The 19286-nt window shown below is 39.4% G+C and carries 14 protein-coding genes; 11 read left to right on the top strand and 3 right to left on the bottom strand.

The annotated features are described in order from the left end of the window. The first annotated feature begins 81 nt into the window (after positions 1-81). The 6 genes from LG375_RS04855 (at position 82) to metG (ending at position 7634) form a co-directional block, all read left to right on the top strand. Entirely contained in the window at positions 82-1347 is a 1266-nt protein-coding gene (locus LG375_RS04855; protein ID WP_225745418.1) for a LysM peptidoglycan-binding domain-containing protein, read from the top strand. 79 nt (positions 1348-1426) lie between these two features. Next, positions 1427-2488 carry a PhoH family protein gene (locus LG375_RS04850; RefSeq protein WP_118185730.1) on the top strand — a complete coding sequence of 354 codons (1062 nt, stop codon included), beginning with the start codon at positions 1427-1429 and terminating at the stop codon, positions 2486-2488. 126 nt (positions 2489-2614) lie between these two features. Further along, a complete protein-coding gene (locus LG375_RS04845) occupies positions 2615-3313 on the top strand; it encodes a hypothetical protein (RefSeq protein WP_225745417.1) in 699 nt (232 codons plus the stop codon). A 152-nt stretch (positions 3314-3465) separates the two neighbouring features. Continuing rightward, positions 3466-4512 carry a hypothetical protein gene (locus tag LG375_RS04840; RefSeq protein ID WP_225745416.1) on the top strand — a complete coding sequence of 349 codons (1047 nt, stop codon included), beginning with the start codon at positions 3466-3468 and terminating at the stop codon, positions 4510-4512. Between the two features lie 130 nt (positions 4513-4642). Then, positions 4643-5521 (top strand): hypothetical protein, encoded by an 879-nt coding sequence (locus tag LG375_RS04835; RefSeq protein WP_225745415.1) that lies wholly within the window; start codon positions 4643-4645, stop codon positions 5519-5521. 109 nt (positions 5522-5630) lie between these two features. After that, positions 5631-7634, top strand: a complete 2004-nt coding sequence (gene metG / locus LG375_RS04830; protein ID WP_225745414.1) for a methionine--tRNA ligase — start codon at positions 5631-5633, stop codon at positions 7632-7634. A 235-nt stretch (positions 7635-7869) separates the two neighbouring features. On the opposite strand, the gene LG375_RS04825 is transcribed toward metG, so the two are convergent. The 3 genes from LG375_RS04825 to LG375_RS04815 form a co-directional block, all read right to left on the bottom strand. Further along, the gene (locus LG375_RS04825) at positions 7870-8715 is read right to left on the bottom strand and encodes an aldo/keto reductase (RefSeq protein WP_225745413.1); all 846 of its coding nucleotides are present in this window, start codon (positions 8713-8715) and stop codon (positions 7870-7872) included. Positions 8716-8725: 10 nt separating this feature from the next. Beyond that, a complete protein-coding gene (locus LG375_RS04820; protein WP_002885507.1) occupies positions 8726-9622 on the bottom strand; it encodes a LysR family transcriptional regulator in 897 nt (298 codons plus the stop codon). Between the two features lie 237 nt (positions 9623-9859). Then, positions 9860-10600 (bottom strand): CPBP family intramembrane glutamic endopeptidase, encoded by a 741-nt coding sequence (locus tag LG375_RS04815; protein WP_064520601.1) that lies wholly within the window; start codon positions 10598-10600, stop codon positions 9860-9862. A 410-nt stretch (positions 10601-11010) separates the two neighbouring features. Here LG375_RS04815 and LG375_RS04810 point away from each other — a divergent pair, with 410 nt between their 5' ends. From LG375_RS04810 to LG375_RS04790, 5 genes are all read left to right on the top strand, one after another. Next, entirely contained in the window at positions 11011-12948 is a 1938-nt protein-coding gene (locus LG375_RS04810; RefSeq protein WP_064520602.1) for a GbpC/Spa domain-containing protein, read from the top strand. 1302 nt (positions 12949-14250) lie between these two features. Then, positions 14251-15210 carry a competence protein CoiA gene (locus LG375_RS04805; protein WP_061652405.1) on the top strand — a complete coding sequence of 320 codons (960 nt, stop codon included), beginning with the start codon at positions 14251-14253 and terminating at the stop codon, positions 15208-15210. A 10-nt stretch (positions 15211-15220) separates the two neighbouring features. Next, positions 15221-17026 (top strand): oligoendopeptidase F, encoded by a 1806-nt coding sequence (gene pepF, locus LG375_RS04800; protein ID WP_014633984.1) that lies wholly within the window; start codon positions 15221-15223, stop codon positions 17024-17026. 211 nt (positions 17027-17237) lie between these two features. Beyond that, positions 17238-18458 carry an OFA family MFS transporter gene (locus LG375_RS04795; RefSeq protein ID WP_225745412.1) on the top strand — a complete coding sequence of 407 codons (1221 nt, stop codon included), beginning with the start codon at positions 17238-17240 and terminating at the stop codon, positions 18456-18458. Between the two features lie 71 nt (positions 18459-18529). Beyond that, the gene (locus LG375_RS04790; protein WP_225745411.1) at positions 18530-19237 is read left to right on the top strand and encodes an O-methyltransferase; all 708 of its coding nucleotides are present in this window, start codon (positions 18530-18532) and stop codon (positions 19235-19237) included. The last annotated feature ends 49 nt before the right edge of the window (positions 19238-19286 follow it).

The following is a 19286-nucleotide window of genomic DNA, read 5'->3' as shown; positions in this document are numbered from 1 at the left end:
GTGCAGTAAATCACCTCTCTTTTGACAAAAAGTGTGGTATTATTGTAGAAGTTAAAATTGTTAAAAAGGAATGAATTATACATGTTATCAAAATCTAAAACAACAAAGGCTCTTCTTTACTCGACCGCAGCACTTTCACTTTTTGCTGCAAGTCACGTACATGCCGATGAAACTTCAAACTGGGCAGCACGTTCAGTAGACCAAATCAAAGCAGATATCGCTGTAAGTGATAACCAACAAACTTATACAGTTCAATACGGTGATACTTTGGGAAGTATCGCTGAAGCAATGGGTATCGATGTGAACGTTTTGGCTAACATCAATCAAATTACAAACATTGATTTGATTTACCCTGGAACAGTCTTGACAGCAACTTACAATTCTGATAATCAAGCAGTCTCTGTTAGAGTTGAAACTCCAGCTTCAGAAACATCAACTACACCTGTAGTTGCAGAAGCTAATTTGACAACTAACGAAGTGACTGTAAATGGTCAATCTGTAGTTGCAGCGGACTTGACAGCTCCAGTTGAAACAGTAAGCACAACAGCTACTCAAGCACCTGCTACAGAAGAATCAACTCAAGCTGTTTCAGAAGTAACAGAAGCTATCGCATCAGCATCAGAAGCACCAGCATACGCAGAAACTGAACAACCAGTTGCTGATGCTATTGATCATGTAACTGCGTCAGCAGAAGCTACACCTGAAGCAGAAACTACTCCAGCTGCTGAAACACCAGCACAACCTGAAGTAAAAGAAGAAGCACCAGCAGCAACGTCAGAAGCGTCTTCAGAAGCACCAGCAACTTCAGAGGCACCAGCAGAACGACCAGCTGCAGAGCCAGCAGCAACATCAGAAGCTGCCTCAGAAGCACCAGCAGCATCAGAGGCGCCAGCAGAACAGCCAGCGGTAGAACCAGCAGCAACATCAGAAGTAGCATCAGAGGCACCAGCGGCTTCAGAGGCACCAGCAGCACAACCTGCATCAACAAATACACTTCCAACGGATCCACACCTTCAACCACAAGCTGAAGCTTTCCGTCAAGATGTAGCAGCACAATTCGGTCTTACTGATATCGGTGGTTACCGTGAAGGTGATCCACAAGACCATGGTCAAGGACTTGCCGTTGACGTTATGGTACCAGTTGGTTCAGAAGTTGGTAATCAAGTTGCTCAATATGCAGTAGACAATATCTCAAATGCAGGTATCTCATATGTCATCTACAGACAACAATTCTACGCACCAGTAGATAATATCTACGGACCAGCCAACACTTGGAACCAAATGCCTGACCGTGGTAGCGTTACTGAAAACCACTATGACCACGTTCACGTGTCATTCAACGCATAATTAAGAATTACAAAAAGTCACGCTTGGCGTGATTTTTTTGATATAATGGATAAAAATACTTAAGAAAGAGGAACTCTATTTGCAAGAGTATTCTGTTGAAATTACCCTAAATCACCCAGATGATGTCTTATCACTTTTTGGAACCAATGAGCGCCATCTAAAACTTATCGAAGAAAACCTAAATGTTATCATTCATGCTCGAACAGAGCGTGTGCAGATTCTTGGAGATGACGAGGAAAGTGTTGAATTGGCTCGCTTGACCATTCAAGCCCTCCTTGTTTTAGTGGAGCGTGGAATGCTAGTCAACACATCAGATGTTGTCGCAGCCTTGACTATGGCTCAAGATGGTTCAATTGATAAGTTTGTTGCTTTATATGAAGAAGAGATTATCAAGGACAATAGTGGTAAGCCTATCCGAGTGAAGACTTTAGGACAAAAGGTCTATGTTGATAGCATTAAAAATCATGATGTGGTCTTTGGGATTGGTCCAGCCGGTACAGGGAAGACCTTTTTAGCGGTTACCCTTGCAGTTACAGCTCTTAAACGTGGTCAAGTTAAACGTATAGTTCTGACACGTCCAGCAGTTGAGGCAGGTGAAAGTCTTGGCTTTTTGCCTGGCGATCTCAAGGAAAAGGTAGATCCTTACCTTCGTCCAGTATATGATGCCCTCTATCAAATTCTTGGCAAAGAGCAAACGACTCGCCTAATGGAACGTGAAATTATTGAGATTGCCCCTCTTGCTTATATGCGTGGTCGTACCCTCGAAGATGCCTTTGTTATCCTTGATGAAGCGCAAAATACAACCATCATGCAGATGAAGATGTTCTTGACTCGTCTTGGGTTTAATTCTAAGATGATTGTCAATGGGGATATGAGTCAGATTGACCTTCCACGTCGTGTTAAATCTGGTCTTGTCGATGCCATGGAGAAATTGAAGGGAATCAAGGCTATTGATTTTGTTCACTTCTCTGCTAGCGATGTCGTACGTCACCCAGTTGTAGCCGATATCATTAATGCTTATGAAAAAGATGCACCTAAGTTTGATCTTGAGAAAAAATCAGAAGAATCAGACCAGGCTAAAGAAGTAGTATCAGGATTGACCGAATACCCAGTCATTGGTGCTGAGGATCTTAAAAAGTAAATAGATGAAAAGAGGTTTGAGAGTATGAGTTCTCAACCTCTTTTTCTTTGGTAGTCAAGTCACAGATTTCCTCTCTATTTTTGGTAAAATAGTATTAAAAAGTAGGCTAATATGAAGGGGAGAGGTATGACTAAGGCAAAAAAATGGAAGATTGGGATTATTGTTTTTCTAGGACTTGTTGCGACAGTTTTGATTGCCATAGGAGAGGGAAGATTTTGGAAGTATCAACAGAACTATATTCCAGATGGTACCTATCAGATGGTAAAATATGAGGCTAAATCGGCATATTCCAATGAATTGATAAATTGGACTGAGCGAGGAGAGAATAATGATAGCTTATATGAGGATTTTATAGTTGTTGAGAATATGAAATCTCAATTTTATTATGTTTTTGTGGGGGATGGGGAACCTTTTGTCTCACCATTTGAGCACGATGAAAAGCTTCCACAGACTTTTGACCCACATACTGGGACTTTGAAACAGGATCTAACAGTCTCTGAATATAAAGCTCTAGTGATTTCTCATATTGATAAGATTTCTAAAAAGGGAGAAGAGTATTCAAAAGTAAAGGAAGTATCTGTCCAAAGGTGTGTAGACGATTATAAAAAAATGTTGAAGCAAAAAAGAACTTATGAAAAGCGACCTAATGGTCTTGTTCTGACTGTTTATGCTGATGATGGACATATTGAGTCGCGTAGAACTTTTAAACGATTGAGCTCAGAGGAAGCCAAAGAGGTCAAAAGTGGTTATGATTGGGATTATGAGTATTCCTTGAAGTATTATAATTATTCAAGGCATGATGGGGATTATCTCATCTGGCGTTGAACTACTTACCGACCAAGTACCTTTTTACTATCGAGAATCATAGCCAAATGTTTTATTAAAAAACCTTACAGTCTTTATGATAATTGTCAAATACTATTTCACCATTTATTTTGGTACAATAGAACAGTAGACCAATAAAAAAGGAGATTATTATGAACCAGCAAGAGTGGATTGAGTACTTTGAATTAGTCAACGGTCGTAAACCAACTCCCGCAGAGTTATCTCAAGCTCAAGCAGCAGGCGAGTTTATCCTTGAACGACCTAATGTCTTTGGAGCAACTGGACAGGCTAATGAGCCAAGAAATATTAAACCAGCTGAACCTGTTATTTCTATGACGCAACAGCCTCAGTTTGCCCAAACAACAGCAACCTTCCAACAAGCCATGCCAGTGAAAAAAGGAATGTCAAAAAAAGCCAAGATTATTCTAGCATCAGTCTTGGGTGCTGTGGCAGTGATTTTACTTTCTGTTGGTGGCTATTCATTATGGCGTTATCAGTCAGGTAAGATTGCGGATGGAACATATGAGGTAGTGGCCTATTCTTATCGTGATGAAGATAAAGATAAGATGGTAAATGCTTTCGATGAATTTGATGATGTCTACTCCTTTGTAGAAGTAAAAAATAATAGATCTAGATACTATTCTTATCTCGAGGACAATAAATCACCTTATGTTAGCTTGTTAGAGTATGAACATGAAATCCCTCAGCAGTTCGATCCATGGAATAAAACTCAGACAGAAGTTTTAACAGTTGAAGAGCTTGAATCTACAGTCAAAGACTTCATGAAAGATATGTCTAAGGATTATTCTTTTTACACTAAAGACGCTACAAAAGAAGCCGTTAAAGAATCTGTAAAATCTTACAAGAAATCTCTCAAAGAAAAACGAACTTACGTCAAAAAAGGTGACGAGTATACGCTATCTACTTATGACAAGGATGGAGAACTTCAATCCCGTGTTACTTATAAGCGTATGAGTAAGGGGGATGCTGAAGAGCGTTGGGATGATTATAAGGATGCAATTAAAGATTATAAGAAAGAATTGAAGACTTATAGTGATCAGTACGACGAGTATAAGGATTACTTTAATTATGGTTATGGAGGTGACTACGGTTATGGTTACAGCGATGACTATGGTAGTGGTTCTAAATCAGGCTCTGACGATAGTAAAAGCAGCAAAAGAGGCATTGATAAAATTTAATCAGCCAATGATGTAAATGAGCAAAGTGGTACAAGAAGGAGAGCTAAAACTCCATCTTGGTACCGCTTTTCTTTTTATGAAAATAGTCAAATAGCTTTGGAGTCTTTTTTCTGGTAGAATGGAAATATCAATGAAAAAGGGGACTTTTATGAACGAAAAAGAGTGGTTAGATTATTTCGAAACAATCAATAATCGTAAGCCGACAGAGGAAGAAATCCAACAAGCAAAAGCTAATGGGGAATTTATTTCTCAAGAGTCTAAGGACGAGGGTGTTAATCCTCAACAATCTCAGTTGAGTGATCAAGTGACACAAGCCGTTTCACAAGTTGCTCCTGCTAAGACAGGCTTGTCTAAGAAAGCTAAAATTATTATTGCTTCTGTGGTGGGAGCGATTGTCCTAGTGGCACTTTCATTTGGTGGCTATGCGTTTATGCACCTGCAAGGTGGTAAAATACCTGAAGGAACCTATCTACTTGAAACTTATCGCTTTTACCATAAAGATAAGAAGAAAATGGTTGATGGTATGGAATCTTTCAAGGAAAGTGGCCTAGAGGCTCATGATTTTGTTAAAGTCAAAGGGAATAATGTTAAATTTTATTTTTATACCTTAGCTGGCGGGAACAATCTGGTTGACTTTACAGACTATGATACTGACGAAGCATACCGTCCAGATGCTTGGTCTAGAACGCTTAAACCAAACATGTCACTATCTGAATATACGAAAGTCATTGACCAGGCAGTAGATAATCAATACAAAATAAGTGAATATCGAACTAAGGCTGATAACGATGAAAGTAAAAAGATTTACGTTAAATCCTACAAAGAATCTCTCGAAGAAACCGTTCGATACAAGGTTAAGGGTGATAAATTAATCGTCACAACTTATAATAAGAAAGGTAAACTTACAGAAGAAAGAAGCTTCAAATGCCTATCAGAGGATGACGTGAAGAAATTAGATTATGACTATGAACGTGATGTTAGAGCTGATAAAAAGCTCTTTCAAAACTAGTAATGTTTAAAACCAGCCTAGCTGGTTTTTTTAGTGTCCAAAACGTGCTATAATAAGATGGTATATCATCAGTGTTAGCCCATTTGTTAACACATGAAAGGAAATTAAAATGACAAAAACATTCTACATCACAACACCTATCTATTACCCATCTGGTAAATTACATATTGGTTCTGCTTATACAACTATTGCTTGTGACGTCTTGGCACGTTACAAACGTATGATGAACTACGATGTCTTCTATCTTACTGGGCTTGATGAACACGGCCAAAAGATTCAACAAAAGGCTGAAGAAGCAGGCATCACACCACAAGAGTATGTGGATGGTATGGCTGTTGGTGTTAAGGACCTCTGGCAACTTTTGGATATCTCATACGATAAATTCATCCGTACGACTGATGATTACCATGAAAAAGTTGTTGCTCAAGTTTTCGAGCGTCTCTTGGAACAAGGAGATATCTACCTTGGTGAATATTCAGGTTGGTACTCAGTGTCAGATGAAGAATTTTTCACCGAAAGTCAGTTGGCAGAAGTTTACCGTGATGAGCAAGGTAATGTCATTGGTGGGGTAGCCCCATCAGGGCATGAAGTGGAGCTAGTTTCTGAAGAATCCTATTTCTTTAAACTCAGCAATTACGCAGACCGTTTGACTGCCTTCTTTAAAGAACACCCAGAATTTATCCAACCTGATGGTCGTATGAATGAAATGCTTAAAAACTTCATCGAGCCAGGCTTGGAAGATTTGGCTGTGTCACGTACAACCTTCACTTGGGGAGTAAAAGTACCGTCAGATCCAAAACACGTGGTTTATGTGTGGATTGATGCTCTTATTAACTATATTACTGCCCTTGGTTATGGTCAGGATGAGCATGGTAACTTTGATTTGTTCTGGCAAAATGATGAAAACCACGAAATTATCCACATGATTGGTAAGGATATTCTTCGTTTCCACTCAATCTACTGGCCAATCATCCTTATGGCTCTTGATTTGCCATTGCCTACACGTCTTGTTGCCCACGGTTGGTTTGTCATGAAAGACGGTAAGATGTCTAAGTCTAAAGGAAACGTGATCTATCCAGAAATGTTGGTAGAGCGTTTTGGTCTTGATCCACTCCGTTACTACCTTATGCGTAGTCTTCCTGTCGGTTCAGATGGTACCTTCACACCAGAAGACTATGTGGCTCGTATCAACTACGAGTTGGCTAATGACCTTGGGAACCTCCTCAACCGTACAGTTGCCATGATTAACAAGTATTTCGGTGGTCAAGTGCCTGCCTATGTTGAGAACGTTACAGACTTTGATGCTGATTTGGCTAAGGTTGTGGCTGAAAATATTGAAGAATTCCACAAACAAATGAAAGCTGTAGATTTCCCACGTGCCTTGGACGCCGTTTGGAACATCATTTCACGTACCAATAAGTATATTGATGAAACAGCTCCTTGGGTACTTGCCAAAGAGGATGGTGACAAGGAACAATTGGCAGCGGTTATGGCTCACTTGGCGGCTAGCCTTCGTGTGGTAGCCCACCTCATCCAACCATTCATGATGACAACTTCAAATGCCATTATGGAACAACTTGGATTGCCAGTAGTATTTGACCTTGAAAATCTTGAACTTTCTGGCTTCCCAGAAAATGTGACAGTCGTTTCAAAAGGAACTCCAATCTTCCCACGTCTTGACATGGACGAAGAAATTGCTTACATCCAATCTCAAATGAACGCAGGCAAACCTCAAGAGAAAGAATGGAACCCAGAAGAGGTCGAACTTAAGTCTGAAAAAGACCAAATCAAATTTGACGACTTTGACAAGGTTGAAATCCGTGTCGCTGAAGTTAAAGAAGTGGAAAAAGTCGAAGGTTCAGATAAATTGCTTCGCTTCCGTCTTGACGCTGGCGACAGAGAAGACCGCCAAATCCTCTCAGGTATTGCTAAATTCTATCCAAATGAACAAGAATTGGTCGGCAAAAAACTCCAAATCGTGGCTAACCTTAAACCACGTAAGATGATGAAGAAATATGTCAGCCAAGGTATGATTCTTTCCGCAGAACATGATGGCAAACTCACTGTCTTGACAGTAGATCCATCTGTTCCAAATGGAAGTGTGATTGGGTAAAATATCATATAAAAACAGTTTTCCAATTCGTAGAATTGCTAAACTGTTTTTTTACTAATCTTCGGTTGTGAGTAAAGCGCTTGAAACACATCTAAGTCTAGCACTTAGGAGTTCTGATTCCTTAAAACTGAAAATTATTTACTGGAGAATGTCACCTAAGCTCCGTCACTACTTAAGGAAAGCCACAAGAGGAGCTAGTGTATAAGAAAAACGAGTTCAGTCGAACTCGTTTTTCTTATACACTATATTTCAATAAATGCTTAATGCGTTCCACGCTTTCATCGGGTCCATAGGCGTCTGGGTATCGGTCCAGTCTACTAATAGCATCAAGATCTGCTTGGTCTAGGTGGAAGTCAAAACTATTAAAGTTTTCCTTCATCCGTTCGATATGAGTACTTTTAGGAATGGTCAGAATGCCTTGTTGGGTTTGCCATCTGAGGATGACCTGGGCAACTGTCTTGCCATGTTTTTCAGCAATAGCAGTTAGAGTTGGGTCCTGAAAAATACCATCCTCTCCTCTATGAAAAGGAGCCCAGGCTTGCGTTAGGGTGCCAAATTCCTTATCAGCTTTCTGGATCAGTTTGTGTTGTTTATAGGGATGCAACTCGATTTGATTGACCGCTGGAATTACAGGTGTCTGTAAGGCAAAATCCGCCAAACGCCCTGTTGAGAAGTTAGAAACACCAATGGCTCTAATAAGTTCTTCATGCTTAAGCTCAATCATAGCACGCCAGGCACCATGTAAGTCGCCAAAAGGTTGATGAATCAAATATAAATCAAGATAGTCAGTATCTAGTTTGCGAAGTGTTTCTTTTAGGGCTAATTTGGTATCTTCGTAGCCAAGCTGGCTAATCCAGGCCTTACTAGTCAGGAAAATCTCCTCGCGAGGGATACCAGTTGCCTTAATGGCACGTCCCACGGCTTCCTCATTTCGATAAAGGCTAGCAGTATCAATTAATCGATAGCCTACAGAAAGAGCATCTTCAACGGCTTTTTGACATTCTTTTTGATCGAAAATTTGCCAGACACCAAAACCAAGCACGGGTATTTTGATGCCATTATTAAGTGTTTGAAATTCCATTTTCTTCTCCTTAGTGGTGGGGTAGTAAGCTATCCTGAATTTCCTCGATAAATGCTTGAATAATTGCGGATTGTTTCTGTTTATTATTGGTCACAAAACCCAAGGTGTGCTTTGGACTGTTCTTTAGTGGAAGTAAAACAATTTGGTCCTTAATGAAACTATTAACAATACCGAGACCAGAAGCGTAACTATCTGAGGCACAGAGCAAATTCATGACACTGCCTCGGTCATTACTGTAAATCACTTGTTGGTCAGGTAGAACCTCGAGAGGATCTTCGTCAAAATGGATACCAGAGCTTTCTTGACGAAAGCGGACCTGTGGGTATCCCTCTAAATCTTTGAGGTTGAGGGATTTTTTGTGAGCTAGGGGGTGTTGGCGACCTAAGAAAATCTTGGTTTCAAACTCTCCAAGTGGGGTGAAAGTCAGATCCATGTGTTGGAAACTGCGTTCAAGGATATGGTCATTGTCTTCATCTAGATAAATAATCCCCAGGTCACTTTCGAAGCTCTCAACGCTTTTGAGAATCTTCCTAGTCGTTGTTTCAATCAGTTGAAATTCTTGATAATCACTACGAAAACGTTGGGCAATGTGAGCCATTGGAAGTGATAAGAAATCGTAGTGGTGACTGGCAACAGTGAATGATTTCTTGAATGATTTACGGTAACGTCCTTCTAGGAGATCTAACTCTCCAAGAATACGTTTGGCGTATTTGAGAAAATCATGACCGTCATCAGTTAGTTTAGCTCCTGTATTGGAACGCTCAAAGAGTTGGACACCAAGTTCTTCCTCTAAGTCACGGATGGATGCTGAGAGATTAGGCTGAGTCAAAAAGAGTTTTTTAGCGGCCTTACTAAAAGACCCTGTTTCAGCGATAGTCTGAACATAGCGACATTGTTGAAAATTCATAAGCATCCCCTTTAAAAAATATGATTGTAGGTCATATTATAACAAAATGAGAAGTCTAAAATCAGCAAAATTCTGATAGGAATAGATGAAGACATGATATGAAATTTCTATGATTAAGTCGTTTTAGAAATAATAATGGAAAGTGATCTAAGTCCTAAGAAAACAGTTCTGATAAATGAAAACTGCATCCACAGGTTAGACACCAAAAATCTAACTTGGAGGATACAGTTTTAAATATTAGTCATTAAGATATCTAATGGCTTTCAATTTTTTAGGACGAATGAGGAAGAGCCCTATAGCAATCAGTGGTAACCAAAAAATGAAATTCCAGACACTTGTAGCTGGAGCAGCCTGTGTTGATTGTGAGAGAAGTACACTAGCAAAATCAATCAAACAGTGCAGGACAATAGTCCACCACAGGCTACCAGTACGTAAGTAAATAGCCGCATAGAATATACCTATAGCTGTCGCATAATAAACCTGAAACAGAGTAGCATTCAAGGGTTGATGAGTGAGATTTACAAGATGAGCCAACCCAAAGGATAAGGCAGATAGGAGAACGACACCTAAAACCTGTTTTGAAGATTTAACACCATCTTGGAAGGCGATTTTAAGGAAGAGTCCGCGAGAAACATATTCCTCGAAAAAACCAGCCCCTAAGGCAATAGTCAAGGCAGTTCCTATCATGTGAGGTGCCTTAATGATACCAAAAGCACCCGCAGAAAGATAGAAGAAATCTGCTAAAAGAACCAACCAACATACACTTAAGGTTTCAGACCAACTGATCTTTTTAGTTGATTTTATTTTTAATCCTAGTCGCTTATGGACTAGGAAATAGTAGCCACACCCTAGGCCTAGTGTCTTAATGAGAAAGGCTATCTCCTCTGGCAGTGGCTTAAGAAGCAAACGAAGTACAAGGTTCGCAAAAATAATACTAACCCCAAAAAGGATCAGTGTCCTAGTTTCTTTTTTTGTCATTGAAAAGTCCCCCAACTTTCTTAACATTTTTTTCAAGCATACGACGAAAAACGACTAAAGTCAAGGACTTGAAGGTGTTTTTTATGTATTTTTAGTTATGAAGAGGCCGGTTCTTGATGACTTACTTCTAATAGAAAGCCTATTCTATCGTTGAAACAGTTTATTATGAGAAATAAATGAACAGATATAAGAAAGTATTAAGTAAAAACTCTGTAAAATCCTTACGAATTACCCTTCATTGTAAAGAAATGATTAAAATATAACAAAAGTGTGTCAAATTTTAAAAACATGTAGCAAATATATAATATTTTTTTCAGAAAACTATTGCCAAATTTTGAAAATCACGGTAGTATATTAAACGGTGAAGAAAATAGGTTAATAAAATGTTAACCAAGAAGGAGAAAGTGTAAATGAAAGTCAATCCATTTAAAACAACATTGTATTCAAGCGTATTGCTTGCAGGACTCGCGGCTACAAGCGTAGCAGCTGCGGATGAAGCTAAAGATGTAACAACAACTACTGATACTGATGCAACCGTATCAAATACAGCTACAGAATCAAGTGCTAATCTTGTTAAAACAACAGGTGATGCAGCAGTTGTCACTACAGTACCTGGAACAGAAGAAAAAACTACTACTGAAACAGATACTACTGTAAAAACAACAACTAAAGCTATTGCTGAAGTTTCAAATCCTGACTTCGATAACGCTGTTGAAGCTGCAACAACGACTGCAGCATCATCAAAAGATTCTGCTGATGTTAAAGCTGTTCAAGATCAAGCAGCTAAAGATGCTCAAGAAGCTTCAAATACAGTTGTTTCTGAAAATAAATTGACTCGTGAAGAAGCTGACGCCGCTCTTACATCTGCTAAAGCAAATGTTGTAGCTACAGGTGGATTCACGGCTACAGAAGAAGCAGGTGTTAAACACACTAGTGTAGAAGCTGCTAACAATGACAACAAAGTTCAAACAACAGCTTTGACAACTGCGGTTTCAGACTACAAACAAAAACTTGCAGACTACAAGACACAATTGGATAAATACTACCAAGACGTTCTTGCTTATGCTGCTTGGGAAAAAGCTTATAAAGAATACACTGGTGGAACAACTGCTCGTCTTTTGACAAAAGGATTGGCTGAAAATGCTACTGGTTTAATCTATAAAACAGAATCTGATGCTACAATGACTGTTGAAAATTCAGCAGGTTCTGTTGACTACTTGGATAAAACAATCCAATCAGGTCACTCAGTAGATGACATTCTTGAACAATTCAATACATCACGTTACATTCCAAGTGACTTCAGTGCCGCTAATGGTTCACAATACACTATCAATGCTGACGGTGAATACACTGAAGATGTATGGTTGAAGATGGCTACAGGTCAAACATTGACTGTAACATACAACAACCTTAACGGAACTTCATACAATGGTACTCCAGTTAAGAAAATCGTTGCAACTTACACTTTGGTAGAAACACCAAGTGCAGATGGTTCAGCCATTGTTAAGTTGTACCACGATCCAACTAAGACACTTTTCATTGGTTCACAAACTGACGACACTAACAAAAAACTTCACGTTAAGATGAACTTGAACTTCTTTGATTCTGAGTCATCAGTGACACCACTTGATTTGTCTAAGAACGGATCAGTTTTGAGTATCTCATCACTTAACCACTGGAACACTGAACTTGGAAACCACATTGAAAAAGTTGGTTTGAATGGTAATGAATACGTTCAAATTCCTGGTTCATCTATCACTTTGCATGAAGATGGTTATGCTTATGCAACAAACGATAACGAATTTGTGGCTAACGGTTCACGCTTTAACAGTGACCCAACAGTGGATCCAACAACTGGTGAAGTTACAGATGAAGGTTGGGATGCGATTAACCCAGACGGAACACCTCGTACGAAGAATGCCTACTATGGCGCTGCTGCAACAATCTTCAAGGGTGAACCAATGGACTTCATCGTAAGCGGAAATAACCTTAACGTTCCAACTGCTTACTGGTTCGCAACTAACTCAACAGTAGTTGTTCCTGAATTGCCAGAAGAACCAAACAAACCAGTTCTTCCAAACACTGTTTCAGCAAAAGTTACTTACCACAAAAACTTTGTATCTGTTGAAGAAACAACTGAGAAACCAAAACCTCAAGTACCAACAACTCCAACAGAACCTACACCAGGTAAACCTGTAACACCAACATCAGTACCTGTAAAAGAAGAAGCTCCAGCTCTTCCATCTACTGGTGAAAAATCAACAGCAGCTTCTGCAGCAGCAGGTGCAGCTATGGTGACATCAGCTTTGGCCTTGTTCGGTATTTCAACTTACAAACGTAAACACTAAGATAATACATAAAAAATCTAGGAAAATTTCCTAGTTTTTTTAGTTTGGAAAAATCAAGTTAACCAGAAATAATAAAGATGAAATTTTCTGACATTTCCTGGAATTGCTTGATTTAGACTGAAAAAAGAAAAATAGACATACATTTTCTAATTTTTTCAAAATCGCAACTAAAGCCTATATTATAAGCTTTTTTCTATAGTTAACTATGTATAAAACAAGGGTGTAAATATTATTTTCAAAAAATATGAAATAAATTAATTGACAAAAAATTATAATACAGTATAATAGATTGTGTTAGGAAGAGTTTGTTTTTTTGGCAGGGTGACTCCCTAGTCAAAAAGGACTAGCTTAGAATCTGGAATTCTAAGTTATCAAATTCCAATGTTTCATTGTGATGATTTAAAAAAGAGAAGATTTAAACAGCAAAAAAATTAGATTAATCGATTTAAAACATCAGCATCATCGTAGCGGGAGCTAGCGGTATTTTTAATCCGTGTAGAGCAAACGACAGATTCAAAAACAGCAGAATCGGTAGAGACTAATCGTCAAAAGCGAAGAGGGAAAGAAAATAAAGCAGTAACTGCTAATATACCTATCAGAAGGTGGACTAAACCTAATGACTGATAGGTGGTATGTTTTGAGAGTGGCATTTTTAGCCAATACTCTTCTAGAAAATAGTATCTTGTAAGCAGTGCGAAGTTCTGCGTAAAGAAGCTAGAGGGAAAGTTCTTCAGATTGACTGACTATCAATCACAAGATACTCTTAACTAGAAACCATTTTGGACCAACACGGTTTTGCGTTTGTTGGTATTGAACTGCACCTAGGGAAATGGTGGTTCAATGTTAGTAAATAAAGACTTTAACTTGTAAAAGTCTGAAAATTGTTTTATCTCATTATCAACTCAAGGATTAAGTTTTTAGTGGGATTGCGGAACAAAAGGGTGATAAGCATATTGGGATGATGCTTCAGTGACGGAATTTGACCAGATGTTTGTGAGAGCATCTGTCTATGCTACAATAGCTATTTTTAATGCTTATGTGGGATAGAAACTGTTTTCAAAATCTTGATTCCTAGGAAAATTGGGGGATTTTCCTTGAGGAATTGAGATTGTTGAAAAGAGATCAAATGGACTGAGCGGCACTTGTATCCCAAGGTAAGCAATACACCTATAAACCTAAGTTTACATACAGCAGGGAGCAAGTTTCAGTTTGAATGGGGGACGCATCTAGAGTAATCTAGATGTTTTTTTATTTTGTGAATTCTTTTACGAATAAGTAAGAGAGTGCACGAAGGAGAGAGTCATGTTAATTGCAAAAAATCAGGAGGGAAAGCTCGTTTCAGCTCTAGAAACCAGTTTGCAACGTAAGGAATCCTATAGCTGTCCTGGTTGCCAGGGAGTTGTCCTTCTGAGACATGGTCAGGTAATGTGTCCACATTTTGCTCATAAGTCTTTGCAAGATTGTCAGTTCTTCTCGGAGAATGAATCGGCCCAACATTTATCCCTTAAGGCAGCTTTGTATAAATCTTTGGTTAATCATGGTGAAAAAGTAAGTATTGAAAAGGTTTTGTCTGAGATGGGGCAAATTGCAGATTTATTTGTTGGAGATTCCCTGGCTCTAGAAGTTCAGTGTTCTCGGTTATCCCAGCAACGTTTGAGAGAGAGGACACGTGCCTATCACCAAGCAGGTTACGAAGTGCGTTGGCTTTTGGGTGAGGAACTCTGGTTGAATGGACGTTTAACAGACTTACAGCGGGACTTTCTCTATTTTACGGCTAAGATAGGATTTCACCTATGGGAGCTTGATTTGAAGCGTGAGGAAATTAGACTTAAGTATCTCATCTATGAGGATATTTTTGGGAAAGTCTATTATTTAACTAAGGCCTGGTCGTTAACCGAAAATCTCATGACAGTTTTACGTTTTCCTTATCAAGCAGAGCAGGTTGAGACTTATCAAGTAACTCAGCGAAAGAAGGTCTCACATGTGATTCAACGAGAATTAATAGGGAAAAATCCAAGGTGGATGAGAAGGCAGGAAGAAGCCTATCTTAAGGGAATGAATTTGTTATGCCTGTCTGATCAGGATTTTTTTCCACAAGTAAGATTTCCTGAATCTAAGCAGGGGTTTGTACAAATTAGACAGTCACTTGAAGGTTTTGAAAAGCTTTTTATGCAATATTATCGAAAAAGGCATTTTTCTTATCGACAAACTCTCTACCCTCCCACCTTTTATGCTAAAATAGTAAAGAATAGATACAATTAAGGAGAATATTATGTCAGACAATCGTGCTCATTTAGAAGAGAAATACACATGGGATTTGACGACCATTTTTGCGACAGATGCAGATTGGGAGACTGAATATGAAAGTACTGTTCAGGATTTGAAGAAGGCTAGTGCTTATGCAGGTCATCTCTTAGATTCTGCTAAGAACTTGCTTGAGGCAACGGAACTTTATATGAGCCTTATGCGTCGCTTGGAGAAAATCTATGTCTATGCGTCAATGAAAAATGACCAAGACACAACAGTAGGGCTTTACCAAGAGTATCAAGCTAAGGCCTCAAACCTTTACTCACAGTTGAGTGAAGCCTTTGCTTACTTTGAGCCTGAATTTATGGCCTTGGATGATAAGAAGTTAGCTGAATTTAAAGAACAAGAGCCAGGTCTTGGACTTTATGACCACTATTTCGAACGCCTTTTGGCGAACAAGGATCACGTTCTTTCTCAAGAAGCTGAGGAGCTCTTGGCAGCAGCAGGTGATATCTTCAACGGTCCAACGGATACCTTCAATGTCTTGGATAATGCTGATATCCTCTTCCCATGGGTATCAGATGGCCAAGGGGATGTGGTTGAGTTGACGCATGGTAACTTTATCACTCTCATGGAATCTAAGGACCGTGACATTCGTAAGGGAGCTTATGAAGCGATGTATGGGACTTACGAGCAGTTTCAACATACTTATGCACAAACACTACAAGGCGTTGTCAAGGTTCACAATTACCAAGCCAAAGTTCGTCACTATAATTCAGCACGTCATGCAGCACTTGCGGCTAACTTTATTCCAGAGAGTGTTTATGACTCACTCTTGGAATCAGTGAACAAGCATTTGCCACTTTTGCACCGTTACCTTGATTTGCGTAAGAAGGTCTTGGGGCTTGATGAGCTTAAGATGTATGACGTCTATACACCACTTTCTGAGACTGAAACTGCTCTTACTTATGAAGAATCCCTCAAGAAAGCAGAAGAAGTCTTGGCAATCTTTGGTGAAGAGTATAGTAAAGGGGTTCATGCAGCCTTTACGGAACGTTGGATTGACGTTCACCCTAACAAAGGAAAACGTTCAGGTGCCTACTCAGGTGGTGCCTATGATACCAATGCTTTCATGCTTTTGAACTGGCAAGATACTTTGGACAATCTCTTTACCTTGGTTCACGAGACTGGTCATAGTTTGCATTCAACTTTCACACGTCAGACTCAACCATATGTTTACGGAGATTACCCAATCTTCTTGGCGGAAATTGCGTCTACAACCAATGAAAATATCTTGACAGAAACGCTTCTTAAAGAGGTCAAAGATGACAAGACACGTTTTGCTATTCTTAACCACTATTTGGATGGATTCAAAGGAACTGTCTTCCGTCAAACACAATTTGCTGAGTTTGAGCATGCTATCCATGAGGCAGATGCATCTGGTCAAATCTTGACAGCGGACTTCATGAATAAGCTTTACGCAGACCTCAATGAGAAATACTATAACCTCAAAGCTGAAGATAACTACGAAATTCAGTTTGAGTGGGAACGTATTCCGCATTTCTACATGAATTACTATGTCTACCAATATGCTACAGGGTTTGCGGCAGCAAGCTACTTGGCTGAAAAAATTGTTCATGGTACTGAAGAAGATAAGGAAGCTTACCTTACTTACCTTAAGGCGGGAAGCTCAGACTATCCTTTGGAAGTCATCAAGAAAGCTGGTGTTGATATGACCAATACCGACTACTTGGATGCTGCCTTCAAAGTTTTTGAAGACCGTCTCGTTGAATTGGAAGACTTGGTTGAAAAAGGTGTTCACCTTTCTTAAAAAGAAGTCACTATAAGAGAGAATCATTCTGAATCAGGATGATTCTTTTTATGTTTAAAAACGAACATTTACTAGAATATAAGTTCTAATTGATATGGAAATATATGGATGAGCATATTTATAGCCCCTAGTTTATATTCATGATAGACTAAAAACCTAACGTTTTATAGTTGATAAGTGAACAATGTTCAGAAATAGAAAGTAGGTTTTTGTGAAAACAACCAATCGTTATCTTGTAGCAACATGTGGTGTCTTACTCCATCTCATGTTGGGGTCTACCTATGCTTGGAGTATCTATCGTAATCCTATTATGGCCCAGACTGGCTGGGATCAATCTTCAGTTTCTTTTGCCTTTTCGTTGGCCATCTTTTGTCTAGGACTCTCTGCAGCTTTCATGGGGCGTCTGGTTGAAAAATTTGGTCCTAGGGTGACTGGAAGTATGTCGGCTGTTCTCTATGCTGGGGGAAATATTCTGACAGGAGTTGCCATTGCTCATGGAGAGCTGTGGATGCTTTATCTTGGTTATGGTATTCTTGGTGGTCTAGGACTGGGTGTGGGTTATATTACACCTGTTTCAACTATTATTAAGTGGTTTCCTGATAAGCGTGGACTTGCGACTGGCCTTGCCATTATGGGCTTTGGCTTTGCCTCGCTGCTAACTAGTCCCATTGCTCAATATCTGATTCAGGCACGTGGTGTTGAGCAGACCTTTTATATTTTGGGAGTCGTTTATTTTGTTGTTATGCTATTTGTCTCACAATTCATTAAACGACCAAGTGTAGAGGAAGCACAACTGTTGGCTGACAAGAGTCCAAACCGTCAGGCTGCTGATTTGAGCAAGGGAGTTACGGCTAATGAGGCTCTGAAATCATCAACTTTCTACTGGTTATGGCTTATTCTGTTTATCAATATTTCTTGTGGCTTAGCCCTTGTCTCTGCTATTTCTCCAATGGCTCAAGATATGGTTGGGATGTCAGCGGAATCAGCAGCAGTTGTTGTCGGTGTTATGGGAATCTTTAATGGTTTTGGTCGCCTTCTGTGGGCAGGCTTGTCGGATTATATTGGGCGTCCGAAGACCTTTATCCTCCTCTTTGTGGTTAATATCGTTATGGCTATCCTCCTAATTGTCCTGCAAGTTCCACTTGTCTTTGTGGTTGCGATGGCTGTTCTGATGACTTGCTACGGGGCAGGATTCTCCTTGATTCCTCCCTACCTTAGCGATATCTTTGGGGCAAAGGAATTGGCTACCCTTCATGGTTATATTCTGACTGCCTGGGCTATGGCAGCCTTGGTGGGACCAATGCTCCTGTCGGTAACCTATGAATTGACAAAATCTTATCAGATGACCTTGCTTGTTTTCATTGCTCTTTACGTGGTAGCTTTAGTTATTGCTTACATCTTGAAAAAGAAGGTTATTCGTCAAGTAGTCTAATGATGAGGATTTGAGTTATAGATAAGAAAAATCTCTAGCACTCGCTAGGGATTTTTTATATAATAAAACACATGGTTAAATCATATAGTAAAAACGCAAATCACAACATGCGTCGCCCAGTAGTAAACAAGGATATCGTGGATTACATGCGAACGCATCTTCAGGAAAATAAAGGGCATTTGGCTGAGCTGGAGGCCTTTGCTCGTAAGGAAAATATTCCAATTATCCAGCACGAAGTTGTTGCTTATTTCCGATTTTTGTTACAGACCTTGCAGCCTAAGAAAATCCTTGAGGTAGGAACGGCTATTGGTTTTTCAGCTCTTCTTATGGCTGAGTATGCCCCTGATGCTCAGATTACGACGGTTGATCGTAATGAAGAAATGATTGGCTTTGCCAAGGAAAATCTAGCCAAGTATGACAGTCGCAAACAAATTACCTTAGTTGAAGGTGATGCAGCAGAAGTTTTGCAAGATTTGGACACTGATTATGATTTTGTCTTTATGGACTCAGCCAAGTCCAAATATATCGTCTTTCTGCCTGAAATCCTAAAACGTCTCAAGCTAGGTGGTGTCATTGTCTTTGATGATATCTTCCAAGGGGGGGATATTGCCAAAGACATCATGGAGGTTCGTCGTGGTCAGCGTACGATTTACCGTGGTTTGCATCGTCTTTTTGATGCGACCTTAGATAACCCTGGTTTGACTGCTAGTTTGGTACCTATGAGTGACGGACTTCTTATGCTTCGGAAAAATTCTGAAAATATTATCTTGCCAGATTAAGCATTATTTAAGTAAGTGTGGTATAATAACAAAGATATTGACAATTTAA

The organism is Streptococcus sp. Marseille-Q3604, assembly GCF_916619785.1.
Taxonomy (GTDB): Bacteria; Bacillota; Bacilli; order Lactobacillales; family Streptococcaceae; genus Streptococcus.
Note: the sequence above shows the minus strand (reverse complement) of the source record. Positions and strands in the feature narration are given on the sequence as shown.

Excerpts from the sequence above, each read along its gene's own strand:
- LG375_RS04840 (WP_225745416.1), top strand. The coding sequence starts at position 3,466 with ATGAACCAGCAAGAGTGGATTGAGTACTTTGAATTAGTCAACGGTCGT.
- LG375_RS04805 (WP_061652405.1), top strand. The coding sequence starts at position 14,251 with ATGTTAATTGCAAAAAATCAGGAGGGAAAGCTCGTTTCAGCTCTAGAA.
- LG375_RS04820 (WP_002885507.1), bottom strand. The coding sequence starts at position 9,622 with ATGAATTTTCAACAATGTCGCTATGTTCAGACTATCGCTGAAACAGGG.
- LG375_RS04790 (WP_225745411.1), top strand. The coding sequence starts at position 18,530 with ATGGTTAAATCATATAGTAAAAACGCAAATCACAACATGCGTCGCCCA.
- LG375_RS04845 (WP_225745417.1), top strand. The coding sequence starts at position 2,615 with ATGACTAAGGCAAAAAAATGGAAGATTGGGATTATTGTTTTTCTAGGA.
- LG375_RS04825 (WP_225745413.1), bottom strand. The coding sequence starts at position 8,715 with ATGGAATTTCAAACACTTAATAATGGCATCAAAATACCCGTGCTTGGT.
- LG375_RS04815 (WP_064520601.1), bottom strand. The coding sequence starts at position 10,600 with ATGACAAAAAAAGAAACTAGGACACTGATCCTTTTTGGGGTTAGTATT.
- LG375_RS04855 (WP_225745418.1), top strand. The coding sequence starts at position 82 with ATGTTATCAAAATCTAAAACAACAAAGGCTCTTCTTTACTCGACCGCA.
- LG375_RS04835 (WP_225745415.1), top strand. The coding sequence starts at position 4,643 with ATGAAAAAGGGGACTTTTATGAACGAAAAAGAGTGGTTAGATTATTTC.
- LG375_RS04810 (WP_064520602.1), top strand. The coding sequence starts at position 11,011 with ATGAAAGTCAATCCATTTAAAACAACATTGTATTCAAGCGTATTGCTT.
- metG (WP_225745414.1), top strand. The coding sequence starts at position 5,631 with ATGACAAAAACATTCTACATCACAACACCTATCTATTACCCATCTGGT.
- pepF (WP_014633984.1), top strand. The coding sequence starts at position 15,221 with ATGTCAGACAATCGTGCTCATTTAGAAGAGAAATACACATGGGATTTG.